Annotated in this window: 22 protein-coding genes; 11 read left to right on the top strand and 11 right to left on the bottom strand. The window is 61.2% G+C overall.

Going from position 1 to position 26,046, the window contains the following annotated elements:
- Positions 1 to 200: 200 nt before the first annotated feature.
- From AB9K35_RS17575 to AB9K35_RS17535, 9 genes are all read left to right on the top strand, one after another.
- Entirely contained in the window at positions 201 to 5,339 is a 5,139-nt protein-coding gene (locus AB9K35_RS17575) for a strawberry notch C-terminal domain-containing protein (protein WP_369928058.1), read from the top strand.
- A gap of 3 nt (positions 5,340 to 5,342) precedes the next feature.
- On the top strand, positions 5,343 to 7,505 hold the full coding sequence (locus AB9K35_RS17570; RefSeq protein WP_369928056.1) for a PcfJ domain-containing protein: 2,163 nt from the start codon (positions 5,343 to 5,345) through the stop codon (positions 7,503 to 7,505).
- Positions 7,506 to 7,594: 89 nt separating this feature from the next.
- Complete coding sequence (locus AB9K35_RS17565; RefSeq protein ID WP_369928054.1) at positions 7,595 to 8,188, top strand: hypothetical protein; 594 nt, start codon at positions 7,595 to 7,597, stop codon at positions 8,186 to 8,188.
- Positions 8,189 to 8,391: 203 nt separating this feature from the next.
- On the top strand, positions 8,392 to 9,153 hold the full coding sequence (locus AB9K35_RS17560; RefSeq protein ID WP_369928052.1) for a hypothetical protein: 762 nt from the start codon (positions 8,392 to 8,394) through the stop codon (positions 9,151 to 9,153).
- Between the two features lie 2 nt (positions 9,154 to 9,155).
- The gene (locus AB9K35_RS17555; protein WP_369928050.1) at positions 9,156 to 9,968 is read left to right on the top strand and encodes a hypothetical protein; all 813 of its coding nucleotides are present in this window, start codon (positions 9,156 to 9,158) and stop codon (positions 9,966 to 9,968) included.
- 2 nt (positions 9,969 to 9,970) lie between these two features.
- Complete coding sequence (locus AB9K35_RS17550; protein WP_369928049.1) at positions 9,971 to 10,336, top strand: hypothetical protein; 366 nt, start codon at positions 9,971 to 9,973, stop codon at positions 10,334 to 10,336.
- Positions 10,337 to 10,433: 97 nt separating this feature from the next.
- Entirely contained in the window at positions 10,434 to 11,366 is a 933-nt protein-coding gene (locus tag AB9K35_RS17545; protein ID WP_369928048.1) for a nucleotidyl transferase AbiEii/AbiGii toxin family protein, read from the top strand.
- Positions 11,354 to 11,827, top strand: a complete 474-nt coding sequence (locus tag AB9K35_RS17540) for a hypothetical protein (RefSeq protein WP_369928046.1) — start codon at positions 11,354 to 11,356, stop codon at positions 11,825 to 11,827. Before AB9K35_RS17545 ends, AB9K35_RS17540 begins: the two co-directional genes overlap by 13 nt.
- 258 nt (positions 11,828 to 12,085) lie before the next feature.
- Positions 12,086 to 14,527: an AAA family ATPase gene (locus AB9K35_RS17535; RefSeq protein ID WP_369928044.1), complete on the top strand. Its 2,442-nt coding sequence runs from the start codon at positions 12,086 to 12,088 to the stop codon at positions 14,525 to 14,527.
- Positions 14,528 to 14,660: 133 nt separating this feature from the next.
- Here the strand turns inward: AB9K35_RS17535 and AB9K35_RS17530 are convergent, their stop codons facing one another.
- The 4 genes from AB9K35_RS17530 to AB9K35_RS17515 all read right to left on the bottom strand — a co-directional run bounded on the left by AB9K35_RS17530 (position 14,661) and on the right by AB9K35_RS17515 (position 17,692).
- Positions 14,661 to 16,232, bottom strand: a complete 1,572-nt coding sequence (locus AB9K35_RS17530; protein WP_369928043.1) for a GMC family oxidoreductase — start codon at positions 16,230 to 16,232, stop codon at positions 14,661 to 14,663.
- Positions 16,233 to 16,253: 21 nt separating this feature from the next.
- Positions 16,254 to 16,775 carry a Twin-arginine translocation pathway signal gene (locus AB9K35_RS17525; RefSeq protein WP_369928041.1) on the bottom strand — a complete coding sequence of 174 codons (522 nt, stop codon included), beginning with the start codon at positions 16,773 to 16,775 and terminating at the stop codon, positions 16,254 to 16,256.
- A gap of 65 nt (positions 16,776 to 16,840) precedes the next feature.
- Positions 16,841 to 17,236 carry a VOC family protein gene (locus AB9K35_RS17520; RefSeq protein ID WP_369928039.1) on the bottom strand — a complete coding sequence of 132 codons (396 nt, stop codon included), beginning with the start codon at positions 17,234 to 17,236 and terminating at the stop codon, positions 16,841 to 16,843.
- Positions 17,237 to 17,386: 150 nt separating this feature from the next.
- Positions 17,387 to 17,692, bottom strand: a complete 306-nt coding sequence (locus AB9K35_RS17515) for a ribbon-helix-helix domain-containing protein (protein ID WP_369928037.1) — start codon at positions 17,690 to 17,692, stop codon at positions 17,387 to 17,389.
- A 411-nt stretch (positions 17,693 to 18,103) separates the two neighbouring features.
- Here AB9K35_RS17515 and AB9K35_RS17510 point away from each other — a divergent pair, with 411 nt between their 5' ends.
- A complete protein-coding gene (locus AB9K35_RS17510; protein WP_369928036.1) occupies positions 18,104 to 18,685 on the top strand; it encodes a hypothetical protein in 582 nt (193 codons plus the stop codon).
- 48 nt (positions 18,686 to 18,733) lie between these two features.
- On the opposite strand, the gene AB9K35_RS17505 is transcribed toward AB9K35_RS17510, so the two are convergent.
- The 4 genes from AB9K35_RS17505 to AB9K35_RS17490 are packed head-to-tail and all read right to left on the bottom strand — an operon-like array spanning position 18,734 to position 21,320.
- The gene (locus AB9K35_RS17505; RefSeq protein ID WP_369928034.1) at positions 18,734 to 19,420 is read right to left on the bottom strand and encodes a DUF1523 family protein; all 687 of its coding nucleotides are present in this window, start codon (positions 19,418 to 19,420) and stop codon (positions 18,734 to 18,736) included.
- An 11-nt stretch (positions 19,421 to 19,431) separates the two neighbouring features.
- Entirely contained in the window at positions 19,432 to 19,710 is a 279-nt protein-coding gene (locus AB9K35_RS17500) for a hypothetical protein (protein WP_369928032.1), read from the bottom strand.
- A 51-nt stretch (positions 19,711 to 19,761) separates the two neighbouring features.
- Positions 19,762 to 20,028, bottom strand: a complete 267-nt coding sequence (locus tag AB9K35_RS17495; RefSeq protein WP_369928031.1) for a hypothetical protein — start codon at positions 20,026 to 20,028, stop codon at positions 19,762 to 19,764.
- Complete coding sequence (locus AB9K35_RS17490; RefSeq protein WP_369928029.1) at positions 20,025 to 21,320, bottom strand: DUF6638 family protein; 1,296 nt, start codon at positions 21,318 to 21,320, stop codon at positions 20,025 to 20,027. The genes AB9K35_RS17495 and AB9K35_RS17490 overlap by 4 nt, the downstream gene beginning before the upstream one ends.
- Before the next feature lie 133 nt (positions 21,321 to 21,453).
- On the opposite strand from AB9K35_RS17490, the gene AB9K35_RS17485 reads away from it, so the two are divergent.
- Entirely contained in the window at positions 21,454 to 21,741 is a 288-nt protein-coding gene (locus AB9K35_RS17485; protein ID WP_369928027.1) for a hypothetical protein, read from the top strand.
- Positions 21,742 to 21,871: 130 nt separating this feature from the next.
- On the opposite strand, the gene AB9K35_RS17480 is transcribed toward AB9K35_RS17485, so the two are convergent.
- The 3 genes from AB9K35_RS17480 to AB9K35_RS17470 are packed head-to-tail and all read right to left on the bottom strand — an operon-like array spanning position 21,872 to position 26,002.
- Positions 21,872 to 23,809 (bottom strand): ATP-binding protein, encoded by a 1,938-nt coding sequence (locus tag AB9K35_RS17480; protein ID WP_369928025.1) that lies wholly within the window; start codon positions 23,807 to 23,809, stop codon positions 21,872 to 21,874.
- A gap of 43 nt (positions 23,810 to 23,852) precedes the next feature.
- A complete protein-coding gene (locus AB9K35_RS17475; protein ID WP_369928023.1) occupies positions 23,853 to 24,944 on the bottom strand; it encodes a hypothetical protein in 1,092 nt (363 codons plus the stop codon).
- On the bottom strand, positions 24,944 to 26,002 hold the full coding sequence (locus tag AB9K35_RS17470) for a hypothetical protein (protein ID WP_369928021.1): 1,059 nt from the start codon (positions 26,000 to 26,002) through the stop codon (positions 24,944 to 24,946). The genes AB9K35_RS17475 and AB9K35_RS17470 overlap by 1 nt, the downstream gene beginning before the upstream one ends.
- Between the last annotated feature and the right edge of the window lie 44 nt (positions 26,003 to 26,046).

The following is a 26,046-nucleotide window of genomic DNA, read 5'->3' as shown; positions in this document are numbered from 1 at the left end:
AAAACCGCCTTCGGGCGGTTTTTTTATGTTTGTCCGCAAGGCCGCCCCGCATCTGTAGCAGCCGGGCGCTTGCCCAAAAATAATTTCACAAACATTGCTCTTTTCCTGATTTATTCCCCTTCTGATCGGCTTGCTGTTTTCACCCCGAAACGCGAAAATCTGAAACGACGCTGATCAAAGCACATTGAGGGATTATCGATATGGCAACTCAGAACCAGCCAGAGAATAACCGTGCGAACCTTGTAGCCTGGGTGGGTTTTGCCGATAACGCCGCAATCTTGCGCCGCGTGCTGGTGCCGGGTGGCGCCAAAGGTCTCTTGCTGCGCACCACCGAAGGGGATCTTGCTGAAACGATCCGCGAAAAAGCTTTGAGTTTCGGCTTCACCGAGCTGAAAACGCGGGGCACCTTGCGGATGCTGTTCCCGGATGGGAAAATCCCCTTCGGCGCAAACGCCCTGGCTGCGGCCCTCGGCGGTGAGACCTTTGCGGTCGACCGTGATGTCCTGTTGTCGGACAAATGGACCATCAACCTGTCCGAACGGGCGCCAGCTGTTGCGCAAATTGCGAAAACCAAAAACCATCAGCCGGATCCGAAGAACATCGAAACGATCGGCCTCAACATCCGCGGCGAGGAAGTTGTGCGGGATGGCACCGGCCGCTTTTTCCGCAGGGTGAACCAGGCAGACGGCCGGAGCCGCTTTGTTCACGAGGGGGAGGGCGAGAACACAACCCTGTTCTTGCGTGCGGGGCGGAAGGAAGACCTTGAGGTGATCGCCTCAAGCCTGGTCGTCATGGGCTCGCGGGGCACCCTTCACTCTGCAGATTACCGCCGTGTCGTTGAAGCCGCCTGCGAGCCGGGTCCGCACGGGCAGCTCGATATGGAAATGGACGAGGTCTTTGCGGCGGTGCGCTACCACATGCTGCGCGAAATCTCTGCCATTGCCATCGAGAACGACGCCTCCAGGGACAAATTCATCGCTGCGCTGCGGATCGCAACAGCAACCGGCTTTGTTCTTTCGGCAAAGTCCGAACCGGATTCCGTTCTGTCGCCTTCGCCAGCGATGATCGCGTTTATGCGCCGGGCTGTGCGTGGGCAAACCGCGGTCGACTTCCGCGGTTCGGATGACCTGCGTATCGCCATGCCGCGCATCAGCCGTGATGATGCGCCGCTCCAGGTTCATGACCTGGGTGGCATGCCTGCCGATGGCCTCAGTGCTTACGCTTCCAACGTCCTCGCGCGCCGCCCGGCAGTGGGCCGGACCATTTTCCGCGTTCCTCTGAGCGCCTCGAATGACGCCATGCAGAAGTTGCGCGCCGAAGTCGGCCGGAATTATGCGCTCGAAGTGGTAGCAGAAATCAATTCCGCCGTTGCGGATGGGATGCAGGACGGCGATCCATCAACCATCATGCTGATCGGTGAGCGTCGGCCGGAGCCACTGGATGCTCTGCCGCAGGCTGCGCTGCGCACCTTCTCCGTGCTGACCACAGACGATCTGATGAACCTGGAGCGCGAGATCTCCCGCTCGCAGGCCAGGATCCGCGATTTCCACAACGGGGTGGAAGCCACCGCGAAGGATGTTGAGGATGATCGTGAAGAAAACCTGCGTCAGAAGCCCTATCAGCCGCTGTCTTCCGTGAAAGAACCATTCACGATGATTCCGGTTGCCTTGGAGGGCGCCACCTCCAAGGCGCTCGATCGGGTTCGCCGCGACTTTGAGGACCGCGGGGGCGTGGACGGAGTTGTTGCCGCTGCACTCGGCCAGTCGATTGATAGCCTTGGCGACATCCTGACTGCGGAGCAGGTGGATGCGGTTGCCATGCGCATGAACGCCCGCGAACGCGGTCGCGGCTTCCTGCTCGCCGACCAGACCGGCGTGGGAAAAGGGCGCTCTCTGGCCGCCATCGCCCGCGAGCATCTGCGCGCAGATCCGCGCAACAAGGTTCTCTACCTGACTGAGAGTGCCGAAATCAATGCGCCCGATGTCGGCCGCGATCTGAAGGATGTAGGCGCCTGGCCTGAATGCCGCACGCTGTTCATGACCGCAAACACGCGGATGCGGGATGTCACTATCGACCCCGAAACCGGGGAGGAGATTGTTCAGGAGCTGACGTCTCCGCCAGCTGCGCGCCGTAGGAACATCTTTTCCTCTGAAGCATGGCCCGAGGAAAACAACCTGATCATCAGCACCTACTCTTCATTCCGTGGCGCGGAGGATGACCCGTCATCGCTTTGGGCTGCGAACGCCTTGGATGAGCACACCCTGATCATTCTGGATGAGGCGCATAATGCGCTGAACCCGAAATCCCGGCAGGGGCGCAATGTTCGCAACATGCTGGACCAGGTTGGGCCGGCCAACGTGGTCTACGGCACCGCAACGCCGTCGCGCGACCCTTCGGGCATGAACCTCTACAAGCCTCTGCTGCCGCAGACTTCGGATGCTGGTCTCGACGAGCTTCTGGACAACATGGTGTCTGGCGGTGAAGTCGCCCAGGAGGCTTTTGCCACCATGCTGGCTGAAGACGGCGTTCTTCTGCGGCGCGACCATGATCTCTCGAACATCGATTTCCAGGTGTCACTGCCCGACGACGAGCAGATGCTGCGCTACCAGGAGATCATGAACACTTTCTCTCCGGTCGTTGAACTGATGATCGAGTGCTCGGGCCAGATCGGGGAGCATCTCGGACGGCGTCAGTCGGCTGCCTACATGGGTATGCTGCAGCAGGGGATGTCCCGCGAAGCGGCGCGAGCCATGACCAACGAGATGAACCAATATTCCATTGCTCTGGGTTCCCCGCTGGCGAACCTGGCACGTATCACCATGAATGCGATCAAGATCGATCAGGTGGTCGATGACGCGCTGCAGGAAATCGCTGAAGGCCGCAAGCCGCTGATCACCTTCCATTCGACGAACACCAGCTTGCTGCAGGAATTGTCGAAAGGGCCGGATGGCCGCACTTCGACTGATGCGATGAACGCGGCAACTGATCTGACCCTGAAGGACCAGATCCGCCGTATTCATGCGAGTATGTATCGTGTGAAAATCGAAGGGGAGTTCCGCGACGCGCGTGAGGTCTACCCGGATATCGCGCGCACCTTTGAGTTGATCGATGCGCAGATCGAGCAAATCCCGGACAGCCTTCCGGTTTCGCCGATTGATGCGCTGGTTGAAAAACTGGAGCAGAATGGTGTCACCGTCGGGGAAATCTCAGGCCGCACGCTGTGCTACCGGGATAACCGCATCCAGCGCCGTCAGGGGCGAAACCGCCGTGAGACCGTCGACAACTTCAACGCTGGCGGCCTGGACGTCCTGATCTACAACTCCGCCGGCGCGACCGGTGGCAGCTACCACGCTTCTCCGAAGTTTGCCGACCAGCGGCCGCGGACGATGCTGGAGCTGGAAGCGCCTGTTGACGTCATCAAATACGTGCAGAGCCAGGGCCGCGGCAACCGCTATGGCCAGGTTCACAACCCGCGTGTCAAATCCGTTATGACCGGCCTGACACCGGAAATGCGCATCCTGCAGCAGCGCAACCGTAAACTGCGGTCGCTCGGCGCATCGGTCGATGGCAACCGCTCGCATCCGCTTCTGCTGGATGACGTGCCGGATCTTCTGAACAAGGTTGGCGATGAGGCCACCCGCAACGTGCTGATGTCCATGCCGGCTCTGTCCCGCCGTCTCGGCTTCCCGGAATTCGCCGAAGACCCGCAGAATCAAAACCGCGGCAACGAGGCGGTCGACACCGGGCCCGGCACCGCGAAGACCGACATCGACTCTCTGTCAAACAAGGTCCTTGCCCGTTCCATCATGCTGACCGCACGGGAGCAGGATGACCTGGTCCAGAGGATCCGGATGGAGTTCGATGCGCTGATCGAAGAACTCGAGAGCCGTAATGCAAACCCGTTGCGCCCCAAACAGCTCGATGGGCAGGTCGAAGTCCGTGCCACGACAATCTATTCCGGCATGGAAACTGAAGAGGGGGATCTGGACACCTCCGCCTTCCTCTCGCCGCTCTACATCCACACCGGGATCCACCACTTCAATGAAGAGGCCTGGAGCGGCGACAAGCTCGTGACCGAGGTTGAAGCGTGCCGCCGTCTCTATGGCGCCGACGGCTTCCAGCCATGGGCAGACCGCATTTACCAGAACCTCCCCATCTTGATGCGGCCGTTCCTGCCGGAAGGTGTAGCGATGGAAGATGCGCTGGAGAACCCGGGCGCGGTCGGCCAGAAATTCCTCGTCCGCCACTCCCGGTTCACCGATCTCGCATGGCTGCTGGAGAACATGAAGCCGGGCGTTTCACTGCGGTTCCCGACCGAATTCGATGTTGAAGCGTCCACCAACCGGACCATCGTCGGCCTGGTTCCGCCGAACGATCCCATGTTCTACGACATTCCGTCGGCGTATAAGATCAAGACCATCTCGCCGGGCATGGCCAAGCCGGAAACGACTTCGCTGTCGCGGATCCTCAGCATCGACATGGAGCGCATCTTCTTCCGGCCGGGCCTCTCGGAAAGCTTCCAGGAAAGCTACCTCGAGGAATTTGACCGTGACAGCCTCATGACCCGCCGTCTGCCGGTGCAGGTCCTGTCCGGCAACATCCTGCAGGCCATCAATGAGGCCGCCCGCCATGATCTCGGAACCGTCTCCCTCTACCGGGATACGGACGACCATGTGCATCGCGGGATTGTCGTGAACAAATCCAAGGTCAACATGGAAAATCTGCCGGTGACCATTCCCAACGGGCGCGTCGCTGCGAAATTCGTGCATCGCTTCCTCACGGAAGATGGCCTGGTGGAGAAAGAGGGGCTTGCAAAGGCTTGGGGCGCTGTAAGCGGCAACCGCGGCATGGGCGACCGCAATGATGCGGAGCTGATCCTCACGGTCACCGCAAGATCGTTCAAATTGGACATGCTGCCGCTGCGCCGGACGACCTATGACTTCTACGCCGAGCGTCCGGGGCTCTACGAGCTGATGTACAATAAGCCTCTTCCGGCACGTTCCGAAGCGCCAGCCAAGGCGTACCGCCGCCCGGGCACCAAAGGGGACCACATCGTTCACATCCGCTTTGAAAGCGATGAGGAGCGCCAGCGCGCACTGGCCATCCTTGAGGCGCTCGATGTGCCGCTGCTGACGGACGGAAAGTTCCGCAACCTGATCAACAGCGCGATCAACGAAGTCGATCAGCCTGGCGCAACGGAACACAGCTTCGATGCCGCGCCTGAGGCCGGCGAAGAAGCGGCGGCTCATCAGGAATGCCCTCAAGGGCATGATGAGGCGGCCGTTGAGCCTGAAGAAGAGGCTGAAGAATTGAGCTTTGAAACTGTCGAGTGGAGATAAGAAATGCAGCTCCAAACTGAATTCCGGCCCCGTGATGACGGGGCCGACATCTACATGGCCGGATCCGGCAAGGATCCATCGTGGATGATTTTGCGCTGGCAGAGCGAAACCGGAAGGCTCTCCGGATACGCCGCGAGCCCGGCGCATGGCGGCTTGCCGACAGTAAGGCCGGTGGCGCTGGAGCATGCTGCCATCACGCCGGAAACGGTTGGCAGCATGGCACTATGGACTTTCATCGCCTCATCCAACCTGCGTGGAACCGTGATTGGCCAGAAACAGGCCATGTCCATGCGGGAGCAGCTTAGCGAGTGGGAGAGTTTCCTGGCCGGACCCGGCAAGTCCGAAAGCGAAGCCGCGCCTGAGGTGTCCGAAGATGAAAGCGTCGACCTGACTTCGGAGCAGGCCGACTGGCTGATGAGCAACCGCTTCATGAAGAATACCGGCGGCATCTATACGCCCATCCGGACCTCATCCCATCAGGTCGGCGCCCCGATTTCCGGCTTTCAGGTTCTCGCGGTGCGCAAGGCAATCGCTCAGGTCTTTGGTCACATTCCGTCCGACAGCACTGGTGATATCGAGGCCGCCCGCAAAGCGCTTTCAGCGGTGGAGCGCCCGAGCTCGCGTGCGGTTCACTGGTACGCTTCCGCAACAGGTGAAACCGCGCGTGACCGGGCCCAGGCCGCGGCCTCCTTTCCGGTGCTTGCCGGGATGATCGCGGACAATCCGCTCCTCGCCCGGGCCGTCGACAACCGCGAGTCCCTGCAGCCATTGCTTATCAAGCGGACACACCTCAGCAAAGCGGCGCTGAAGCGTTTGGGCAAGCTCTCGAAAGGGCTGCCTGTAGGACGGCTCTTTGAGGCAGGTGAGGAGACCAGGGGCGAGGATGCGCTCGGCGTGAACCGGCTGCGGCGCTTCACGGTATCCGGCACTGTCAGCCTGGATGTCGCCCTCAAGCATCTTTCTGAACTGCCGCCTGACCGGATGCCGCAGGATGATGCGTCCTGGCTGATTTATCATGATGTGCTCGCGGGATGTGCAATCCCGCTGGAAAATGCCCTCGGCATTCCTGTGTCCAGGACACTCGCAGCCTGTAAGGGGGATTGGAAAGCTTTCCACGCAACCCTGGCCAAGGCTGCAGACTTCGATCCGGCCGATTTTGACCGCCGGGCCATTGCTCTGTCGACCATTGATGCGATCGAGGCTATCGAGGATTTTTCCCGAACGGCTGTGCTGCCAACCGCGCTGAATTCCATCGATGGAACAGGCGAGGCGGTGCCGGATGTCTCAAACGAGTTCTTCTCCTGGGCCACCAAGGTTGCAACTGCCATCTGCACCGGCCAGACGAAGAACACCGCTGGCTCACTGCTGGAAATGGCGCGCCGGTATGCCTCCAGGATCCCGACACTCATCGAGGCAACCGGTTATGAGACGGATGACAACATTCTGCCAGAGGGGCAATTTGCTCACTATGGAGCGGAAAGTTTCCCACGCCTGATGGATGCTTTCCACGCAAGTAATGGGTTGGTGATCCGCAATTTGACCAGTTTTGAAATGCTGCGCAGGGAATCTTCCCGCCTCAATCACTGCGTTGGCCGTGCGTATCTCGGTAAGGCGCAGAAAGCGGGCTGTTTCATTTTCTCTGTACAGAATGCAGATGCCTCCAAGAGCTATTCCACCATCGAGCTCAGCCCGGTCAAAGGAGAAACGCTTGCACAGGCCTGCCGGAACTTCTCCGTCATCCAGCACCGGGCTAGGTCGAATAAAGTCCCACCGCAAGAGTGCAAGGATGCGGAAGCCGAGTGGTTCAAAAAGCTCAAAGACGGTGACCTCTGGATCAATTTCAAGGAAATCCAGGAATGGAGGCTTGCGGGGGGTGCTGGTGTTTCCTCAGACGCGGCGCTCAATGTCACCTGGAAAGGTGTCATCGGCATGGAGTGGCAGTCTCCTGAGAGGCGGCAAGCCGCCTGGGAAGAGTGGCGCTACATCATGGGCGGCCAATTCGGGAAATCTCCCTCTCCAGAGGTTATTTTCCGGGAAAAAGGCGCCCGCGACCTGGTTGCTGCAATGAACCCAAAAGCGGCAGCGATCCTTATCGAACGCTCCAAGCGCCCGCAGCCCGCGGCGGAAGCTGTTGAGGCGGAGGAAACTGCACCGGCCGGGCCCTGAAATGCGAAAAAGGTATTTCAATTTTCGCGCCTGATTCCTACCCTTGTAGGCAGACGATCAACCTGAACAGCCCACCCACGGAGGACATTATGGCTGACGAGAAAAAGAAACTGGAAGACAATATCGGCTTCAGCACGGGCTCCAAGGATCCCTCGAAAACCTACGTCTTCACGCCGTACAGCTACCGTGATGCGCAGGCCGCGATCAAGGAAGCCGGCGGCATCTGGAAGGGCTCCCAGTGGGAGATCGAGACCGCCAAATTGGCAGAAGTCGAGCCCAAGATCCGCGAAGCGGCGCGTCGCGACATCGCGCTCGGCAAGGAAGGCCGCAAGGCCCGCGAAGAAGAGCTGAAGGCGGCCAAAGGCGCCGGCACTCCGAAAAAAGAGCTGACCGAAGAAGAAAAAGCTGCGAAGGCCGAAGAAGCCCGCGCGGCTGCGATCGAGCGCGACAAGACCCGCGTGCCGGTCATCGAAGGCTCAGTTGCCGAAGGCGACACCGTGACCGCCGGCGGTACGGAGGTCACCGTCACCAAGCTGGGCCGCGCCTGGGAGCTGGAAACCGACGAAGCCGCGGCCGCACTGCAGGAGCGCTTCCCGGACGTCGCGGGCATCGAAAAGGGTGCCAAGGTGCAGTTCGCTTCCTTTGAGGCGCCGGAAGCCGACATGGCTCCGGGCGGCATGTAATTCCTCCGGGACCTGACAAACTGACGCCGCCCTTTCGGGCGGCGTTTTTCGTTTGCGAAAAAGTATTGCACCGAAAATCCTATCCGGAGATACTGGGGCGGAATTGGCAGCCCTTCCTGCTTATAAGGCCGCATGCGGCTTGCAATGATTGTCGTGAATTTTCGCGAAAAAACATTAGGCTATCAGAAAGCAGGAGAGCGCAGGTGACCGCATTGACACGAACAGCAGACATGATCCCCCTTTGGCTCAAACCGGGCAACGAGGCCCAGGGCCTTCCGGCAGGGTATTCGCTGGAGCCTGGCGCTGAGCAGCTGCTGGTGCATGGGGGCAATATCGCTGATTTGCGAGGTGATCTCGAAGGCGCTGGACGGCCCAGTTTCATGATCTTTGACCTTCCCGGTGAGGCGCGTGCTGCAGAGGCTGCGCTGGCCAGCCGCCGGTTGGAGGGCTTTCGGGTGGAAAGCGGGCGCACCCTCAATGGTGAGGGGCTCTTGATGATGGTGACGGCCAGGGCGCCCCTGGAGGCGGTTTCAACCTTTGACATCCAGGATGAGCGGACCCGGACCGGATACCAGCTTCCCCTTCGCGGTTCTTGGGAAATGGAGCTTGGCGAAGCTGAAGCCATTCTGGCGCTGCCTCCTGCAGACCGGATCGATCTTGCATCCGTCCTGGCCCGCAAGATTTGCGATGCGGGAAATCCCAATGTGGTACGTGCCCTGCAGCACGAACTGGAGAGCATTCCGGGCGCATCCGTTGGCCTGCCTCGGCTGGAGCTGGCTGATCTTGCGGAAGACATCGAGATCGATGAGGGGCAGGACGCCGGAGAGCTGCATCGGACCATTCTGCGCCATGCGCGCTCTCTGGATTGCTCAGACCAGATTGACAGCCTGGCCCGGCGCCTGCGGGAGGAATTCCCTGCAACGGTTCGGCAGAAAGATTTCGGGCCTGCCGGGGCCGAGTTCTGAAAATGGGAAACCTGGTTACAAATCGCATTTCTCTTTCGGCATCCAGCGGGGCCATTTCCGAAGGGGATCTCGGGCGGCTCGCCAGCATCCTGACCGGGCGCTCCGCTGATGAGGCGCTGAAGATGGTTCGGGCAGGGGAGCCGGGATACGGAGCCTGGTGCCCGTTGACCTTTGCGGGGGTTGTCCCGCTTTTGGATATCACGGCAGCTGTCCCTCAGCGGCTCCTGGGGCTGAGCGATCTTGCCCTGGCGCTCTCTTCAAGCGATGTCGACTACATTGCCCTGACCTCTCATGAGGATCCGTTCGAGCATCTGATGCCGCCGGAGTTCTCCCGGACAAGGATCAGCGTGCTGGAGCGCCACGGTTATAGCGGACTGCCATATGATGAGGCCCGCCGCAAAGCGGAACAGGACCACCCCGGCATTCTTGAGGCGGGCGAGGCTCTCGCCAGAAGCGTTGATGCCACCGGATACTCCAACCCGGCCGCCTGGCGTGAGACGCATTGGGGGACCCGTGCGCACGCTGAGGACGCCCTTTTTCTGATCACCGAAGAGGGCGGCTTTACCGTCCGCTTCGACACCGTCAACGCCTCTCCGCATGCATTCATCGAAGCGCTGGCCAAGCGGTTTCCGGATCTGCAGATCCAGAGCTGGGGCTACGATGAGGACACGGATTACGCCTTTTCGGCTGTAAATGACGGTGAGCCGGGGGAGATCTACTGGGTGGAGGAAGACAGCCGCGATGCGGTGGAGGAGGCGATCGCCTTTGTGCATCCCTCCGCAGGTTTGAACAGCAATTCGGAAATGGAGCCCTGAAAATGAGCAGTCATGCGAAAAGACAATTTGATGAGCGGGTTGATGATATCGTTCACAAGATCCTTCCCGCCTTCGGAACCTCAGCTGAACAGCTTCGCCAGGCGGGTGAGCTGGAGATCGCAGAGAACCTCAACGATGCAATCGCCGAGATCATGCGGGATGCGGGCGTGACCGGAGACAATCTGCGGCCGGGGCGCAAGTATGAAGACCGGACGGATGATCCGGTCATCAATGCGCGAGAGCGCGTGCTGGCAATGCTGGACCTCCAGGAGGAGGATGTGGATTTCGCTGCGCTGACGGACCACATCTTCGTATTCAGTGACCGTATGGCTGACCTTGAGGAGGGCGCTGAAGGCCCCGGCATGTGATGTGGCGCGGCGCAGCGCCATTCAATAATGCCGCCGGTTGGCCGGTAGGCAGGTATCGCCCGGAGAGGCGAGGAAAAACAGAAAAAGGACGAGCAAAGTGGTCGACAAGATGATCAGGCTGAACCGGAAGCCTCTGACTAGCGACATGAAAATCCGCATCTCCAAGGAGTTGCAGTTGCGGGCGCTGGAGGAAATCGGCCACTACATGAAGACTGACGAGCTGGGCGCCAATCTCGTTTTCCATGGGGGAACATCTCTTTCGATCATCCATGGATCTCCCAGGTGGTCGGAAGACCTGGACTTCATGGGGGCGCCGGAAACTGTGCGAAATCTCATGTCAAGGTCTGCGAATATCGAGGCTGCCCTGCAGCTGCGTTCTTCTCTGATCATGCCTGGCTCAAGCGTCTCGCTGACCAGCAAGATGACGAACCCGCAGCCGAAAATGGGGGATGTCGATCGTCTGCAGATCCGCTGGGAGCATCCGGGCTACCTTGGTGCAGTGAAAGTGAAAGTCGAATTTTACATCTGCCCGCCAGAACGCATTGCTGCATATTCTGCAGAAGTCAGGCGGCCGGAGATGGGCGGCACCGTTTCCCGCAGCGAGCTGCTTGCCGCAACTCCGCGCTCGATCTGGGCAGACAAAATCGTTGCAATGGCGCAGCGGCCGGCATTGAAGCATCGCGATATTCACGATCTGGGCTTCCTCCATCCGCTGGTCAGCCCGGACGATGACCGCGAAGATGCGCTCAGCGCGACGATGGGGATCTACGGCCGCACGGCTCAAGAGATCCACCAGGGGCTTGCGCGGGACCTGGTGACGGAGGGGCTTGTTGACTTCGAGGGGTACCGCGAGAATATGGCGCGGTGGTTCAGTGAAGCCGAGATGGCTGAGCTGGAAAAGACCGGCCGACTGCGGCAATTGTTCAGCGATTTCGAAGCTGAGTTTGCGATCGGTCAGGGCATGGTTTCAGAAATGGCGCTTGAGTCAGCGCCAGGGGATGCAGGAGAGTCCGCGGGATGCAGCTTCTGAGCACACACTCCATGCGCAATCACCTTGGGTGCGATTTCATCGTCGGCGGCTCATCTGCTGTTGCGGATGCCGGATGGACAACCCAAATTCAGCGAATGCCGGAGATCCTGGTCCGTGGGCGGACAACGGCGGTGCTGACAGGGACGCGCATCCGCTGCCGGGGGCCGGAGCATTTCGATATGCTGCTGAACTGGTGCTGCCCCATGGGGCACTCTGAAACCGGCTGGCCGGTTCTGCTGCCGGAAATGGCTATTGCTGACGCATTGGCTGATCGCTCCCGCGGCGGAGCAACACATATCTTTGATGCAGATGACCTGGACCCGGATGAGATGGGCGACGACGCGGGTGAGGCGCTCTTGAGCGCGCTGCGCGATATTGGCGCCGATCCCCAGAGCATCGGAGAAGCTCTGGATCCTTACCTTGATGTTCTATCCGGGCGAAGCGCCTATGGAATGCGTTGAACCTTTGCGGTGAGGCGCGTAGCCCTCCGGATGACCGTTCTGCCAAGCCGGAGTGCGGCTTCGGCTGCCGGCATGGCTTTTGTGCTTAGGATTTACAAATTCACACATTTGACAAGTGCGAATAATCGAAATAAATTTTCTTCCAGTGGTGGTTATGCTATAGATTCTCGCATGCCTCTCAGGTAAATATCCGCGAACACCGTCATTGCTTCCGTGGCGGCACCCAGATTGCAAAAGTTTTTGAAGGAAGAGGTTGTCATGCAAGATGTTTCCAGCGCCGTTGCTTTTGACGGAACGGATCCCCGGTTTCCTGATCTGCGCCGCTTCCCCTTGCAAGCGGGCATATTCTCGGCAGCGGCTGACCTGGCGCGGCGGTTTCAGTTCAGGCTGTTTGGCGTTGAGCATCTGATGCATGAGCTTCTTGATGAGCCCGGCTTCGGGGCTTTGATCCAGAGCGCAGGCGGCGACGTCGACGCGTGCCGCGGGTCTCTGGCCCGCTCTTTCCGGGAGCACCATCAGTTCAGCTCCGCTTCGCCCAGCCTCGAGCTGTCGGCTGAAATGAACAAGCTCGTTGCTCTGATGGGAGAGGATTTCAAAGGCCCCGATGCGGATGAGCCGGAAACGGCCCTGGCCGACTTCTACCTCAAGGTGGTGCGTGCGGCACTCGGCTCCATGATCGCTGAATCTGCTCTTCAGGACTGCGGCGCCGGTTCGCTGCTGCTGGATGCAGAGGATGTGGACTTTTATCAGTCCGATTATGACTACATGGCTTCCCGGAATGCGGAGGCGGCTGAGAGTGCGCAGCAGCGCGATACGGCGCTCCTTGATAAGAGCCTCGAAGACTTTGACGACGCCATGCTGTTCGGCGAGGAGAAGGATGCCAATCCGCCGCTGGCGGATCTCGTGAACAAGCATCGGGCGGAGAAAGCGGCAGAAAAGCCTCAGAGCAACAACTCCGCCGGCCGCCGCGCCGGCCGGAGCGAGGCGGACGTCGGCAAGGATGTCGATGCATGTCTGCTGGACCTGGGCACAAAGGCGGCCCGCGGCGACATCGATCCGGTTGTCGGCCGGGACGAGGAGATCGACCGGATCATCTCCGTTCTGCGCCGCCGCCGGAAGTCGAGCATCATCCTGTCCGGCGAAGCCGGGGTGGGCAAGACCGCGATCGCGGAAGGACTGGCGCTGCGGCTGCGTTCGGCGGCTACCGACAAGAAGCTTGCAGAGCGCCCCTTTTACGAGCTTGCGCTGCAGGACCTTGTTGCGGGCACCAAGTTCCGGGGTGACTTCGAGGAACGCATGAAAATCCTGATCGCCCGCCTGCGTGAAGAGAAAGCCATCCTGTTCGTGGATGAGTTCCACATGGTGGTCGGATCGGGCTCGACCTATGGGCGCGGCATGGATGGCGCCAACATGCTGAAGACCGCGCTTGGCCGCGGCGAAATCACCGTGATCGGAGCCACGACACCGGCCGAAATGCGTGAACTGCGCCAGGACGCCGCGCTGATGCGCAGGTTCGACACCATGCAGATCAAAGAGCCGACCCGTGAAGAGGCCATCGAGATTCTTGGCGGCGCGGCATGGTCATATCTGAGCCACCACGATCTCGAGGATACCGAGGGGGTTGTGGAGGAAATCTGCCGGATCACCGATCTCTATCAGCCGGAGCGCAGGTTCCCTGACAAAGCGTTCGACCTCCTCGATACGGCCTGCGTGGTCGCCGTTGAGGAGGCCGCAGGCAGGCATGCCTCCGAGGAGGCGCTTCTGACCATCGAGCATGTGCGCGAAGCGGCGGACCGTCTCGGACTGCGGCGGCCGAAGATGCCGTCGGAGGATGAAATCTTCCGGCTCACCCGCCTTGAAGCCTCGATCCATGATCGTCTCTCGGATCAGAAAGCGGCGATCGCAGAGATCTCTGAAGAGGCCCGCGCCGCGGTGCTGAACCTGGACGTCAGCGGCCCGGTCTCCTCCATGCTGCTGGCAGGGCCAGCGGCCGCCGCGCCGACGCGGGTCGCACGGGCCTTCGCCAGCGCGATGGAGCTGCCTTTTGTGCGCATCGATATGGGTCAGATGCGGGACCGCAGCAGCATGCATCAGCTGATCGGGCTGCCTGGCGCCGTCGGCGCTGACCGCACCGGTCAGCTGGTCGAGGCGGGGGACGGGCACCGGGATCTGGTTCTGATGCTCGAAAATATCGAGCGCTCAGATCAGACCGTTCAGGAGCTGGTCTCTGAAGTCCTCAAGACCGGCATGTTCCGGGCGGCTGACGGGCGGCTGGTCTCGCTGCGCGGGGCCTGGATCTTCATGTCCTGCATCTGTGATCCGGCCGGTAGCCGTCAGGCACTGGGGTTTGCCCGTGAACGCGAGGAGAATGAGGATCTGCGGAGCCTGCTGGATGCCGGACTGCTTGCATCTGCGCGCCGCGTCATCCGCCTGGCTCAGCCTTCGCAAGAGCTTGGTCACGCGCTGGCAAGCGCTGAGTTCTCACAGCTGGCCGCGACCTTCCGGGAGATGGGCTTCGCCGTGGTCATGGACAAGGCTGCCATGGACGTCCTGGCTGCCCAGGGAGCTGCGAAAGCGATCCGCGCTGCGGTCCAGGGACCGATCCGGAACCTGGTCGTCTCCGAAATCTGGAAAGCGCGTACGGGGGATGGGATCCGCATCGGTCTGGATCCCTCCGGAGAGGGGTTTGCAATCCGCTGAGGGCGAGCTCGAGCTGCATAGTAGCCGCCCAGATCGGCGGCGGCATGAACGGTAAATGGCGCCTGCCGCTGCTGCGGCAGGCGCCATTCGGGTTTAACGCCCCAGGCGTGACGCCCGGGAAGCGCGGAAGGCCTCAGATATTGCCGCGCGACAGCTCGCCCGCGATATGATCGGCTTGGCGGATCGCCAGCGCCACGATCGTCAGCGTCGGGTTCTCCGCCGCGCCGGTGGTGAACTGGGAGCCGTCCGAGACGAAGAGGTTGGCGATGTCATGGGTCTGGCCCCAGCGGTTCACCACCCCATCGCGCGGGTTTTCCGACATCCGGTTGGTGCCGAGATTATGGGTCGAGGGGTAGGGCGGCGTCGGGAAGGTGCGGGTCGCGCCCACCGCGTCATAGACCGCCATGCCCTGCCTGTAGGCGTGATCGCGCATCGCGATATCGTTGGGATGATCGCTGAAATGCACGTTCGCAACCGGCAGCCCGTGCTGGTCGGTCACATCGTGGTTCAGGGTGACCCGGTTGGTCTCCTGCGGCATGTCCTCGCCCACGATCCACATACCGGCCATATTTTCGTAGCTGTCGAGCGCCGAGGTAAACTCGCGCCCCCAGCCGCCGGGATCGAGGAAGGCCGCCATGAAGGGCAGGCCGAGGCTCAGAGTCTCCAGCTCGTAACCGCCGACAAACCCGCGCGAGGGATCGTGCCGTGCCTCGTCCTGGACGATGCCCGCCATGGTGGTGCCGCGCCACATCCGCACCGGTTTGTCGAAGGCCGCGTAGACCGAGCCGGTCACATGCCGCATGTAGTTGCGCCCGACCTGGCCCGAGGAGTTCGCCAGCCCGTCCGGGAACATCGAAGACGCGGAGTTCAGCAGCAGCCGCGGGCTTTCGAAGGAGTTGCCCGCAACGCAGACGATCCGCGCCTTCTGCATTTGCAGGTTGCCGTCCTTGTCGAAATACTCGACGCCCGTGACCCGGCCGCTGGCGTCATGCAAGATGCGCGCGGCGTGTGCGTGCGCCCGTACCTCCAGGTTGCCGGTGGCCTCGCCCTCGGGGATATCGGTATACGCCGAAGACCATTTAGCGCCCCATTTGCAGCCCTGGAAACAGAAGCCGGTCTGCTGGCAAGGGATGCGGTCGCCGTCCTCGCGGGTCTGGATCGCCATGCGGCCGGTGTGGACCTTCTCGTACCCCAATGCGCGGGCGCCGGCCTCGAACACCTTGAAGTTGTTGTTGCCGGGCAGGCCTGGGCGGTTGCCGGTTCGGGTAACGCCCAGCTTTTCCTCGGCCTTGGCGTACCAAGGGGCCATTTCCTCCGCGTCGATGGGCCAGTCCAGCAGGTTCGCGCCCTGCACCCGTCCATAGGTGCTCGCCGCCTTCCACTCGTGTTCTTGGAAGCGCAGCGAGGCGCCCGCCCAATGGGTGGTGGTGCCGCCCACTGCCTTCACGATCCAGGCGGGCAGGCCGCTGAAGTCCTTCGCCACCCGCCAGTCGCCCGAGGTGGTGCGGGGATCGGTCCAGGCCAGCTGGCCGAAGCTTTCCCATTCGTCGTTGATGTAATCCTCGGGCAGATAGCGCCCGCCCGCTTCCAGCGCGACCACGCTGATGCCCTTCTGGGCCAGTTCGTTTGCCAGCACGCCGCCGCCTGCGCCGGTGCCGATGATGACAACGACGCTGTCGTCGTTCTTGTCAAAAGGTGCCGTCATGGTGCCAATCCTCCCTCGGCCTCAGAGCCAGTTGATGTCGTCGAAGCCGCGTTCGAGGTAGCCACCCTTAGAGAAGCTCTCGCCCTCGTAGCCGAAAAGGGGCCAAACCGCTTTCTGGTTGTAGAGCCCGGTGACCAGCCCGCCCCGGATCTGCTGGAAGAAGGCGCTGTCTTCCATGCCGCGCAGGATATCCGCGCGGTCACGTTCCCAGCCGGTGGCGAGGTAGGAGGCAAAGCCCTTGCCGCGGGCAGCGGCATCCAGCGCGGCGATCCCCGCCATGATTGCGGGCGCCGCCTCGAGGGTGTCATAGCCCTTCACGGCGGTCACGTAGTGTTCGTCCGCGATGCGGTCGTGCGGGTAGATGTCGCGCGCCATTTGCACAAGCGTGGCAAAGGCGGCGGGTTCGATATGGGCTGTCTGATAGGCCCAGGCGGCATCGGGCGCGGCGATGAAGCCGGCACCGGCAACAAAGGCGGCGCCTGCGGCGCTGGCGCGGCTCAACAGCTGGCGGCGGGTCAAGCCCCGCGGGTCTGGCTTGGTCATGGTCTCCTCCCTATGGACCGGTAGAATAATGCCCGGCGCCCGCCGCAGCGGAGGCCGGGCAAGCGTCACTGGAAGCGGCCGGAGCGCTCCAGCACTTCGATCTGGTAGCCGTCTGGGTCGGCGACGAAGAAAAAGCGGCCGACCAACTTGCCGTCGGGGGCGAACTCGACCAGCTTGCGCGGCGCAAAGCCTTCGGCTTCAAACCGGGCGTGCTCGGCGTCCAGATCGCTCACCGACACCGCCAGATGGCCGTAGCCGTCGCCGAGGTCATAGGGCTCGGTGCGGCCCTTGTTCACGGTCAGCTCCAGCTCGAAGCCGGTTTCCGCATTGCTGAGGTAGACCAGCGTGAACTCGGAAAAGTCGAGCCGCTCCGCCACCTCCAGCCCGAAGGCGCGGCGGTAGAAATCGGTCGAGCGCGTCTCGTCGAGGACGCGGATCATGCTGTGGATCGCTTTGGCCAAGGGGGCCTCCTGAATCGGTTCTAATTTCTTACCAATTCAGGATGGCGGGTCTCCGCGCCCTGCGGGTAGTAACGGCTTACTACAGCGGTATTTTGAGCTTAGCGCGCTGATATAAAACGGAATACACAGGGTCTGGCAGCCCTGGAGGCGTTATTCGGCGGCCAGGTGCATACCATGGTCCTGATGTGCCCGCGCATGCGGCTGCGCCGTGAAAGCCAGGCAGGCGGTGCGCAGGAGTGAGGTGAAATTTTCCGGCTCGCCGCGGGTTTCCAGCACCTCGGAATGCAGTTTGGAGATGAAGGCGGGGGTCGATACCCCATCTGCTTCGGCGATCTGGTCGAGGATCTCCCAGAAAGCATTCTCCAGCCGGATGCTGGTACTCAGCCCATTCAGCCGGAGCCTCCGCGTGGTCGAGGCGTAGCGGGCCGGGTCCTGTCCGGCAAAGACTTGGCACATGCGGTGTTCCCTTCGTCAGCTGCCCACGAGCATAGCCAATCCCGCTGCGGGATCACATGCTAAATTTCTGTGTGAAGCGATGCGGCTGCTCGCGGGCACTGTCCGCGCTCTTTAACGTCTGCCTCGCCTGTATGACGGGGAAGATGTTGATTTGCTGAAGTCCAACATGGTGATTTCTCGCAAACTGGAGCCCAAGCTCCAGTCTTCATATGCAATCGGCCTGGTGGCCGATTTCTCGGATCGCTCAAAAAACACCTGCGAACATTGGCAGCCCAGTTCAGGTCCCACCACTCTGGACGCGTTAGGATGTGCAGGGCGGCTCTTTCTTCCCCTAGTGCCACCGGAAGTTGACAGGGCACAGCGTCGCGGGTCATCTGGAACCCAGTATTCCCAGCGCCTCAGGAGGACCGCGTGCCATTTCATAAACGCCTTAGAGCCTTGTCCTGGCTCGCGCTAGCAGCATCATTCGCAAGTGTGCCTGCTGGCGCCGAGGCGCCAAAGCCTGATATCGCTTCATTGAAATTGAGGACGTATATGGCTTGCGCTTTCGACGATGACATAATCGTCTACGGCTTTCAATTCGGCGAGGAAGGGGATGTTTGGGCTCTCCCACCACATTCCGAATATTCGGCAGCGGTTGCGGGGCGCGATCTGACGATGATGTCGGGGCCAAATTTCATCAGGTTCTCGCGTGAGGGCGGGGGCATATCTGCCAGCGCGGTCGTCGGAAATTTTGTCGGGGAAGTGCGTTGTTCCGATGTCAGCGAGACCATAGTCGGACACGTGGATTCGATCGTGGAAGTGATTGTCGACGCTACAGAAGCGTCAGCGGCAGAGGCACCATGCCAAGAAGGATCCGGATACCGGCTTGCGGCCCTGTCGGAACGTCTCGCCGCAGCAAATCAGCGACCGTGGGACGGCCGTGACCCGACCGAACTGATCCGCGATGCAACTGCTGAGCTAGATGCGGTATTGCGCGCCTGCGCAAACTGAAGCCGGGCCGCAAGGGCCCGGCTTTCCGATTGGATTGTGCGCCTTGGGTCAGAGACGCGGCTTGCCTTTAAATGTGTCGATCCAACGCGTGAAGGAGAACAGGCTTTTGCGGGCTTGTCCGGCCACTGCATCGCCTGCTGCGCTCAATCCCTCGATGCCGTCCTCGGCAAACTCCCGCGCCTCATCCAGTTTGGGCTGAATGAAACGGCGTTTGAAGCGGCGCACAACGGCCAGCATGCCCAGGCAGGCGGCGGCCAGCATGGCTAGGATTGCAACGCTCACCCATGGCACGACATAGGCATCCGGACCGGCAACGGGCTTCAGGGCTACAGCGTTGGGGAAGATGGAAAACCATTTGATCCGCCAGCCGTAATGGGTGATCGCATAGTATTGCGGGTCGCTGTTGGTCGAGACCGCGCCCGCGGCTTCCGCTTGAAGGTTCTGGCTGTCGAACTTGAAGTAGGGCGGCCAGTCCCAGCCGGTGTCTTCGTTGCGGTAGACCATGGTCGACCCGTTGGCCAGCTTGGTCTGGATGAAGAACACATCCCGGTTGGAGCGCTTCTCCGTGCCGGAGTCCGGCGAAGCCCAGAACATGGAGTTTTCGCCGAAGTCGATCCGGCGGTTCTCGGTCCCCACGACCTGAACGATGTCATGCTGCGGGAGCGTGTAGTGGAGAAAGACGCCGGCGGCGGCTGCAAAGACAAGACGCGCACCCCATTTCAGAATCTTTTTCACAGAATACCCTTTCAGAGGAAGTTGATTGTCAGAATGATGGCAAGCCCCGACAGTGTCGGAACCGCGAAGGCGATCAGGAAGGCGCGGAGCCGGATGGAATTCGCGCTGCGAGCCATGCGCATACCGACCCAAAGGTCGCAGGATGGGCCGCGGACAGCGATCGGCAGCTCCTGCCACTCCCTCTCGAGCTCCTCACGCAGAGTGGAGCTGATGTAGTAGCGCGCCATCAGATAAGCGATGGACATCCCGATTGTGGCAAAGATGATCAGGCGGATCAGGCTGATGATCATACTGGCCTCCATGCGCGGGGCGGCTTCATTAACTTCACAGGGATCTCCCTCTTAAACAGCGCGGCGGCTCAGATCAGCCCGTTCCGCCAGGTATTGAACAATGCCCGCCGTAAAGAGGCCGGCAAGGCCAGAGATGAACCAGGTCTGCGGGCGCGCCGCCCTGGTGTGATGGTCGGTAAATTCCTCGAAGCTCAGTTTGGCAGGAAAGCCCAGTTCTTCCCGGAACTTCCAGCCAAGATAGATCCGCTCCTCGAGATCATAGTGCATGAGCGTGCGAACCCCGTAGGCGACTACCAGGGCAATAAGCAGGGCAATCATTGTGCGGCCTCGCTGCTGATGGCTTCTTGGCTCCCGGGGCCGAAGAGTTCTTCTCGGACCCCGGACTTGTTCATGGCGTAGGACCGCGCCAAAAAGTCAGAGACAAACTCCTTTTTCGCATCAGCCCATCCGCGGTACGCCCCGTAGAACATCTCCTTGTGGAAGATGTACATCTTCTGGACATCCCTCGGGCAGAGTTCAGAGAGAAGCATGTTGACGAGATCCCGGTTCGGGCCGGGAGCTGCGCGCAGCATGTAGAAATAGGCGGGGTGGGTGCTCTCGATGAAAGGCCAGCTGCCGCCGTGTTCGGCCCAGTGCATGACGTCCTGCAGCGCCCGGTACGAGCAGGGCAGGGCATCCCCCAGGATGCGCGGGAGCGCGTTGATCTCACGACGGGAGACGCCGCCGGTGAATTGGCCGGTCTCGGCCGCCATGCCGATCAGGATGAAGTCCATCTTCTGGCGAAGGATCCGGATCGCTTTCTCGCGCGGCGCCGCGAACAGGTTCTCGACGAGACCGTTCTGCTCCAGGAAAGACGCCAGCCGGTTGCGGTGCTCCAAGGGGATCACCTCCGCGCTGCGGTCGCAGTTCAGGCGGGCCGGGTCGCAAGCGATGATCACAGGCTCCTCCAGGCTCGCAAAAACATATGCACCGCCCAGGTGAGATGTCCAATAGTCCGGCGTCTCAAACTCGCATTCCTTCAAGGATAGCGGATGCCGGGTGATGTCTCCTGTCTGCCGGGCAAGCTCGACGATCTCAGCGATCAGCACATCATCACGCCAGGCATCCCGCTCGGTTTCAAACCGGGCGATTTTTCCTTTGAGCTGATCGGCCGCCGCAATGTGGTTTGAGGTCGTATCACCGCACACAACCACCTGCCGGTGGTTCAGGAGGTGATCCGTTGTATCGATCGAGAAGACCGAGTTCTCCATTTCGCCGGCAAAGGCATCTCTGGCGGTCAGGCTGGTCAGAGCTGCTTCGTTTGCCTCGATGAAGCGCTTCAGGATTTCCCTGTTGGTCGAGAAATGCGCATTCAGCAAGGGCGCCGACTTCTGCTCGACGGTCAACAGGATGAACTGGCGGTTGCAGCCATTGTGATTCAGGTACCGGCGGTCGTTGAGTTCGTCACCGATTTCCGGGCTGTAGCCTGAAATGTCGATATGAAAATCCGTGAGCGCGGTCTGCAAGCCGGTCAGCTGTTTGAGGGCGCGGTTGTAACGGGCAACTTGCACCGGGCTTTCAACCCGGACCAGGTTACCGAACATGAGGCCGCGTTCGATCAGTCTGATCATCGATTGCTCCGAGTAAAGGTGTTCTGGCCGGCGAGCGGCGCGATATGCGAAAAAGATACCAGACGGGGTGGTGCGCCGCAATTGAAATGCGAAAAAATATACGGTATTCCGGGGAGGGAGGTCAGGAAGTACCATGCAAGAGTTGAAGCTGAGCGAGATGGAGCAGGCCGCGCTGAATGCGCTGCGCTTATCTGACACTGGTCGCGCGCGTCCCATCAGTGAGGACGACCTTCCCGAGCGCAATGGCCTGGACCTATGGGGCATGCCGGTGCCGGGCCGCCGGGTCTGGATGGGGCTGGTGCGCAAGGGGCTCGTTCTGATCCCCGAGGAAGAGCCGATCGACCTTGGGGATGGAGAGCAATTCACCTTCACGGCGTTTCTGGAGCTGACAGATGAGGGGCGAGCGGCGGCGCGGCGCTAATCAGGGCTTGGCCTCACATCGGCAATAGAGAGGGCCGCCGGATATCCGGCGGCCCGCCTTGTTCGCGCCGTTCCATGGCGCGGCAGATGACCTGGCTGGCGAGGCGCGCAATGCGCGCCTCGCCTTGCGTTCAGGAGGCGAAGCGGGCTGCTGCTTTCTTCTGCAGGCCCATGTTGCGAACCATCTTGGAGATTTCCGCCTCATCGGACTTGCCCGCGTAGCGGAATTCGCTGTCGGCGTAGCGGTTGATCTCCTGGATCACCATTGCGGTGGTGATCGGCTCACGCAGTTCCTCGATCATTGCCTTCTTGGCGTCATAGTCCTTGAACAGGAACAGCTCCGGATTCTCCATCCATTCATCCGGCAGTTCAAAGTCCATCGCGCGGACTTTCACGGCGTCGGTGATGTTCTTGATGGCGCGGCCCGTGAAACGGCCGTCGGCCTCCTGGATCGCCTTCAGATAGGTGCCGATCTTCTCCAGGGTGTCCAGCTCGCCCACGCGCCCTGTCACGGCATCGAACACCTGTGCCAGGGCGTCTTCCTGCGGACGCGAATGGCGATCGTAGGAAGCCTTCACGGCCCGGGAGATCTCCTGGGTGGCAAAGAGGTCGTGATCGCCAACCGGGATCGCGTGGTTCTTGCCCAGGAGCAGGGTCAGGATGTCGATGTAGTCCTCGCGGCTCTGAGGGCCATCGATCAGGAAGCGGGCGCCAGCGCGCTGGCGCAGCGCATCATCAACGTTCTCGGGATAGTTCGAGAACATGCCAAACGTCGCGTTGCCGCGCACGATGGTGTTCGCACCGGCGAATGCCTCCATCAGCACCGCGGTCACCTCCTGCTGGCCAACGGAGGACTGGCTGTCGCCGCGCTTGCCTGCGATCTGGTCGATGTCGTCAACCGTTCCAAAGCCGATGACGGCCGGATCCATCACATTGTTGATGAAGGCTTTGGCGTTCTGGCCGGACTTGCCCTGGTAGCTGTCGATCTGATCGATGCCGAAGTTCTCATAGCGGAACGGGTAGCCGGCATTCTGGCAGTAATCGTTCAGCAGGCCGCCCATCATCTGAATGAGCGTGGTCTTACCGGTGCCCGGGTTCCCATCCCCCATGAAGGTGAAGATGAACCCGCCCAGCTCGGCGAAGGGGTTCAGCTTGCGCTGGAAATCGTAGGCCATCAGCATCTTTGACAGGCGCAGCGCCTGCGATTTGGCAACGGCGTTGCCGATCACCTCTTCCGGCTTTTTGAAGGCCATGACCAGCTGGCTGCCCTTTGCCTTGCGCGCCGGGTCAAAGCCGGAAATCGGTAGATCATCCGCTTCAACGCGCCATGCCGCGTCGGTGAAGGCTTCCAGGTGCGGAGTTGTTGCCGCGCGATCGCGGACACGCGACATGAGCGCCTCGCAGTAGGCCAGAACGACCGGGACGAGCTTGGTCTCATCGCCGCCCGCGAAGGCCGCGATGTCCTGATCCAATTCCCACAGGGCGCCCTGAATGGCCTGAGGCGCATTGTCGGTCAGGATCTCCTCAACCGGGCCGATTTCGACCTGCGCTTCTCCCGCGTTGGAGGCCAGCAGATAGGATGCGGCATTTCCGAAGACCGACAGCACGATCAAAGATTCCGCGGTCAGGAGCTGGGAAAATTCCGCACGGCTTGCTGCCGGCAGCGTTCCGGTCTTGTTGGCCTGCTTCATCTCAGCCAGCGCGCAGCGCTGCGCAAATGCATCCCCGACGGTATAGGCAATGGCAACCGCGCGGCGCAGCGCGCGCACCGTCGCCGCCTGAACCGGCCCGGGCAGCTCATCGTCCCCCAGGCTCGAGATGCGGTCGATCAGCCGGACAGTGCCGGTGGCTGCGCGCGGAGCGCGGGTGGCCAGGCCGGGAGTTGTTGACCGCATACGGCGCGGCGACGCAGTGATCCCCGGCGAACGGGCGGCCGCCGGCGCCGCCGCGGCTTCAGCAACCGGCTTGGCAATGCGGGGGGCATGGGCGAGGGATGTCAGCACCGTCGTTGCGGCGCTGTAGTGGGACCGGATTTCTGCCTCGGACAGGGGCATCTCATTCTGATTCATGTCAGTCTGCTTTCGTTTTGAATGTCTTGCCGGGGTGCGGGGATCAGCCGTGGGCGGTGATCCGGTTCTTGCCGGTGATCACATATTTCCGGACGCCGCGGAAATCATCGGAATGATTTTCGCAAATTGCCTGAAAGGCCAGCGTGGTCATCAGGTAGCCGTCCCGTTGCTGCGGCGAGGGGGTGAACTCCTGGCGCCGGGTCGAGCTGAGAATGCCGCCGCTTTGGAATTCCCCATGCGAGCGGACCGTCTCCATCCGGATCCGCAATGCCCACTCTTCTTCCGAAGCCGGGGCCGCGGCCCGCAACAGGTCCATCATGGGGCCGGACGCGGCGGAGAATGCTGGCGACAGGAACGGGCCGAATGTGAAACGGCGGATCTTCTTGGGGTGAAGGCTGCTGACAGCGTGATCAACCCCAATGGCCATGTCGAGCAGGCCGGTTTCCAGGTTGGACTGCCCGTGCAGTGCGGCCCGAAGCCGATAAAGACGTGCATCATTTTCATCTGCAGTGCCTCCGGAGCTGTCTTCGAGCAGCATCGTGTAGACCACTGGACAGTTGGATTGCACGTCAATGACGGACCAGCCGACCATGTAGCGCTGGCGGCCGCAGTCCGAAGGCTCAAGGCGGTCAAATGTGAGAGGGCTGCGGGGGAGGGCGACATCCCCTTCGGCCAGCGTCTCCTGATAGATGCGCTGGCTCATGGCATATTGCTGCGGTGCTGGCGACAGCTGATCGCGCAGCATGGCTTTGAGCATGGACGCCTTAAGCTCCTCACGGCTGCGCATCGAGGTCAGGATTTCGGCCGCCGCCTCCTTGTCCTGCGAAAGCGTCACCATTTCCTGCCAGATCGGCAAGCCGGACCCGAGCCGGTCGACAGTCAGGTGGCCGGACTTTCCGGCCACACGGCCGGACATGAGGTATTTCATCACGAGCGCTTCCGCGCCGCGCGCCCAGCTGATGGCAAAGTTTTGCAGCACCTTGCCTTCATGGGGGGTGAGGTCCTCATAGGATACGAGCTCATCGACCGCCCCTGGCAGACGGTTGGCCAGATCTGCCAGCCGCTGCAGGTAGGGCTTGAGCTCGGCCTCCTGGCCGAGCTCTGCAAAACCTTGTGTGAGGTCGATTTCAGCCATTACTGGCCGCCGTAGGCGTTGGCGTCGTGTTTGGCGACGATATCCGCGAACCGGCGGGAGAAGCGGTCATCGGCCTTGGCCTTATCTTCCAGCACCTTGCGGGCGAACACCATATGGTCTTCGTGAGCCTCCATCATGTCGGCCATATGGCGGTTTGTGGCCGCGCCGATACCCGCCATGGCCGCCTGGGCCTCCTGGTCGGTTTTCACGCCGATCTCGTTGATGCGGTGGGCCACATCCTGCTGCTGGGCGGTCTTGAGCGATTTGGTCAGCGCATCATAGAGAACCACACGCTGCTGGGTGTCGGTCTTCAGCTTGTTGATCAGGACCATTTGCGTCGCGATCTGGTTCTGCAGGGAGTCGACCCAGGTCTTGCCCTTCTCGATGTAGCGTTCCAGGGTCTGGCTCTCCGCGAGCTTCACCTGTTCCAGCTGGACCAGCTCATTGTAGGCCTTGTTCTGGCTTGCCAACTCGGTTTCCAGCTGGGTCCGCGCCGCCGCATCGGTCTCGACGGAGATCTTGTTCTCCAGCTCGATGATGGCCGGGTCCATCGCCGCGATCTGCTGGCGCGTGCTTTCCAGTTCTGAGACCGCGGCTTCACGCTGCTGCAGGGTCGACGTCAGCTGGACTTCCACCTTGTCTTTCTGATCCTGAAGCACGTTCAGCTGATTGTCCAGCAGACCGACGATGGTGTTGGACTTGCTGATGAGGTCTTCCAGCTTGTCGTCGATCGAGGCTTCCCGGATGCGTTCGGCACGCATGGACTCGGATTTGCCGCGGGCGAAAAAGCCGACCAGCTTCTCCCCCATGGTCTTGGAGCGCATGGCATCGAAGTCGCCCTGGAATTTCTGGGTCACATCATCGAGGCCCATGATCAGATCAGCGATATTCGCGTTCATCACATCGGTGTGCCCATGCACGTCTTCCAGCGTGGCGTTCTCAATGTCCAGCTCGGCGGTGCTGCCGGCCTCAGCGATTTGGCCGCTGACACGGGTGACGAGGGTCTGGGATTCCCGAACCATAGCCTCGGTTTCTTGGATTTTCGTTTCAAACGACATTCGCATCTCCGGTGTTAAAGTTTTTCGCAAACATGTTTACAGGA

Source organism: Leisingera sp. XS_AS12, from assembly GCF_041224635.1.
GTDB lineage: Bacteria > Pseudomonadota > Alphaproteobacteria > Rhodobacterales > Rhodobacteraceae > Leisingera.
Note: the sequence above shows the minus strand (reverse complement) of the source record. Positions and strands in the feature narration are given on the sequence as shown.

Bases quoted from the DNA above. Each gene is read 5' to 3' on its own strand.
- AB9K35_RS17485 (WP_369928027.1), top strand. From the start codon at position 21,454: ATGCAAGAGTTGAAGCTGAGCGAGATGGAGCAGGCCGCGCTGAATGCG.
- AB9K35_RS17570 (WP_369928056.1), top strand. From the start codon at position 5,343: ATGCAGCTCCAAACTGAATTCCGGCCCCGTGATGACGGGGCCGACATC.
- AB9K35_RS17515 (WP_369928037.1), bottom strand. From the start codon at position 17,692: ATGTGCCAAGTCTTTGCCGGACAGGACCCGGCCCGCTACGCCTCGACC.
- AB9K35_RS17500 (WP_369928032.1), bottom strand. From the start codon at position 19,710: ATGATCATCAGCCTGATCCGCCTGATCATCTTTGCCACAATCGGGATG.
- AB9K35_RS17540 (WP_369928046.1), top strand. From the start codon at position 11,354: ATGCAGCTTCTGAGCACACACTCCATGCGCAATCACCTTGGGTGCGAT.
- AB9K35_RS17565 (WP_369928054.1), top strand. From the start codon at position 7,595: ATGGCTGACGAGAAAAAGAAACTGGAAGACAATATCGGCTTCAGCACG.
- AB9K35_RS17475 (WP_369928023.1), bottom strand. From the start codon at position 24,944: ATGGCTGAAATCGACCTCACACAAGGTTTTGCAGAGCTCGGCCAGGAG.
- AB9K35_RS17550 (WP_369928049.1), top strand. From the start codon at position 9,971: ATGAGCAGTCATGCGAAAAGACAATTTGATGAGCGGGTTGATGATATC.
- AB9K35_RS17470 (WP_369928021.1), bottom strand. From the start codon at position 26,002: ATGTCGTTTGAAACGAAAATCCAAGAAACCGAGGCTATGGTTCGGGAA.
- AB9K35_RS17490 (WP_369928029.1), bottom strand. From the start codon at position 21,320: ATGATCAGACTGATCGAACGCGGCCTCATGTTCGGTAACCTGGTCCGG.
- AB9K35_RS17555 (WP_369928050.1), top strand. From the start codon at position 9,156: ATGGGAAACCTGGTTACAAATCGCATTTCTCTTTCGGCATCCAGCGGG.
- AB9K35_RS17530 (WP_369928043.1), bottom strand. From the start codon at position 16,232: ATGACGGCACCTTTTGACAAGAACGACGACAGCGTCGTTGTCATCATC.
- AB9K35_RS17495 (WP_369928031.1), bottom strand. From the start codon at position 20,028: ATGATTGCCCTGCTTATTGCCCTGGTAGTCGCCTACGGGGTTCGCACG.
- AB9K35_RS17525 (WP_369928041.1), bottom strand. From the start codon at position 16,775: ATGACCAAGCCAGACCCGCGGGGCTTGACCCGCCGCCAGCTGTTGAGC.
- AB9K35_RS17575 (WP_369928058.1), top strand. From the start codon at position 201: ATGGCAACTCAGAACCAGCCAGAGAATAACCGTGCGAACCTTGTAGCC.
- AB9K35_RS17480 (WP_369928025.1), bottom strand. From the start codon at position 23,809: ATGAATCAGAATGAGATGCCCCTGTCCGAGGCAGAAATCCGGTCCCAC.
- AB9K35_RS17535 (WP_369928044.1), top strand. From the start codon at position 12,086: ATGCAAGATGTTTCCAGCGCCGTTGCTTTTGACGGAACGGATCCCCGG.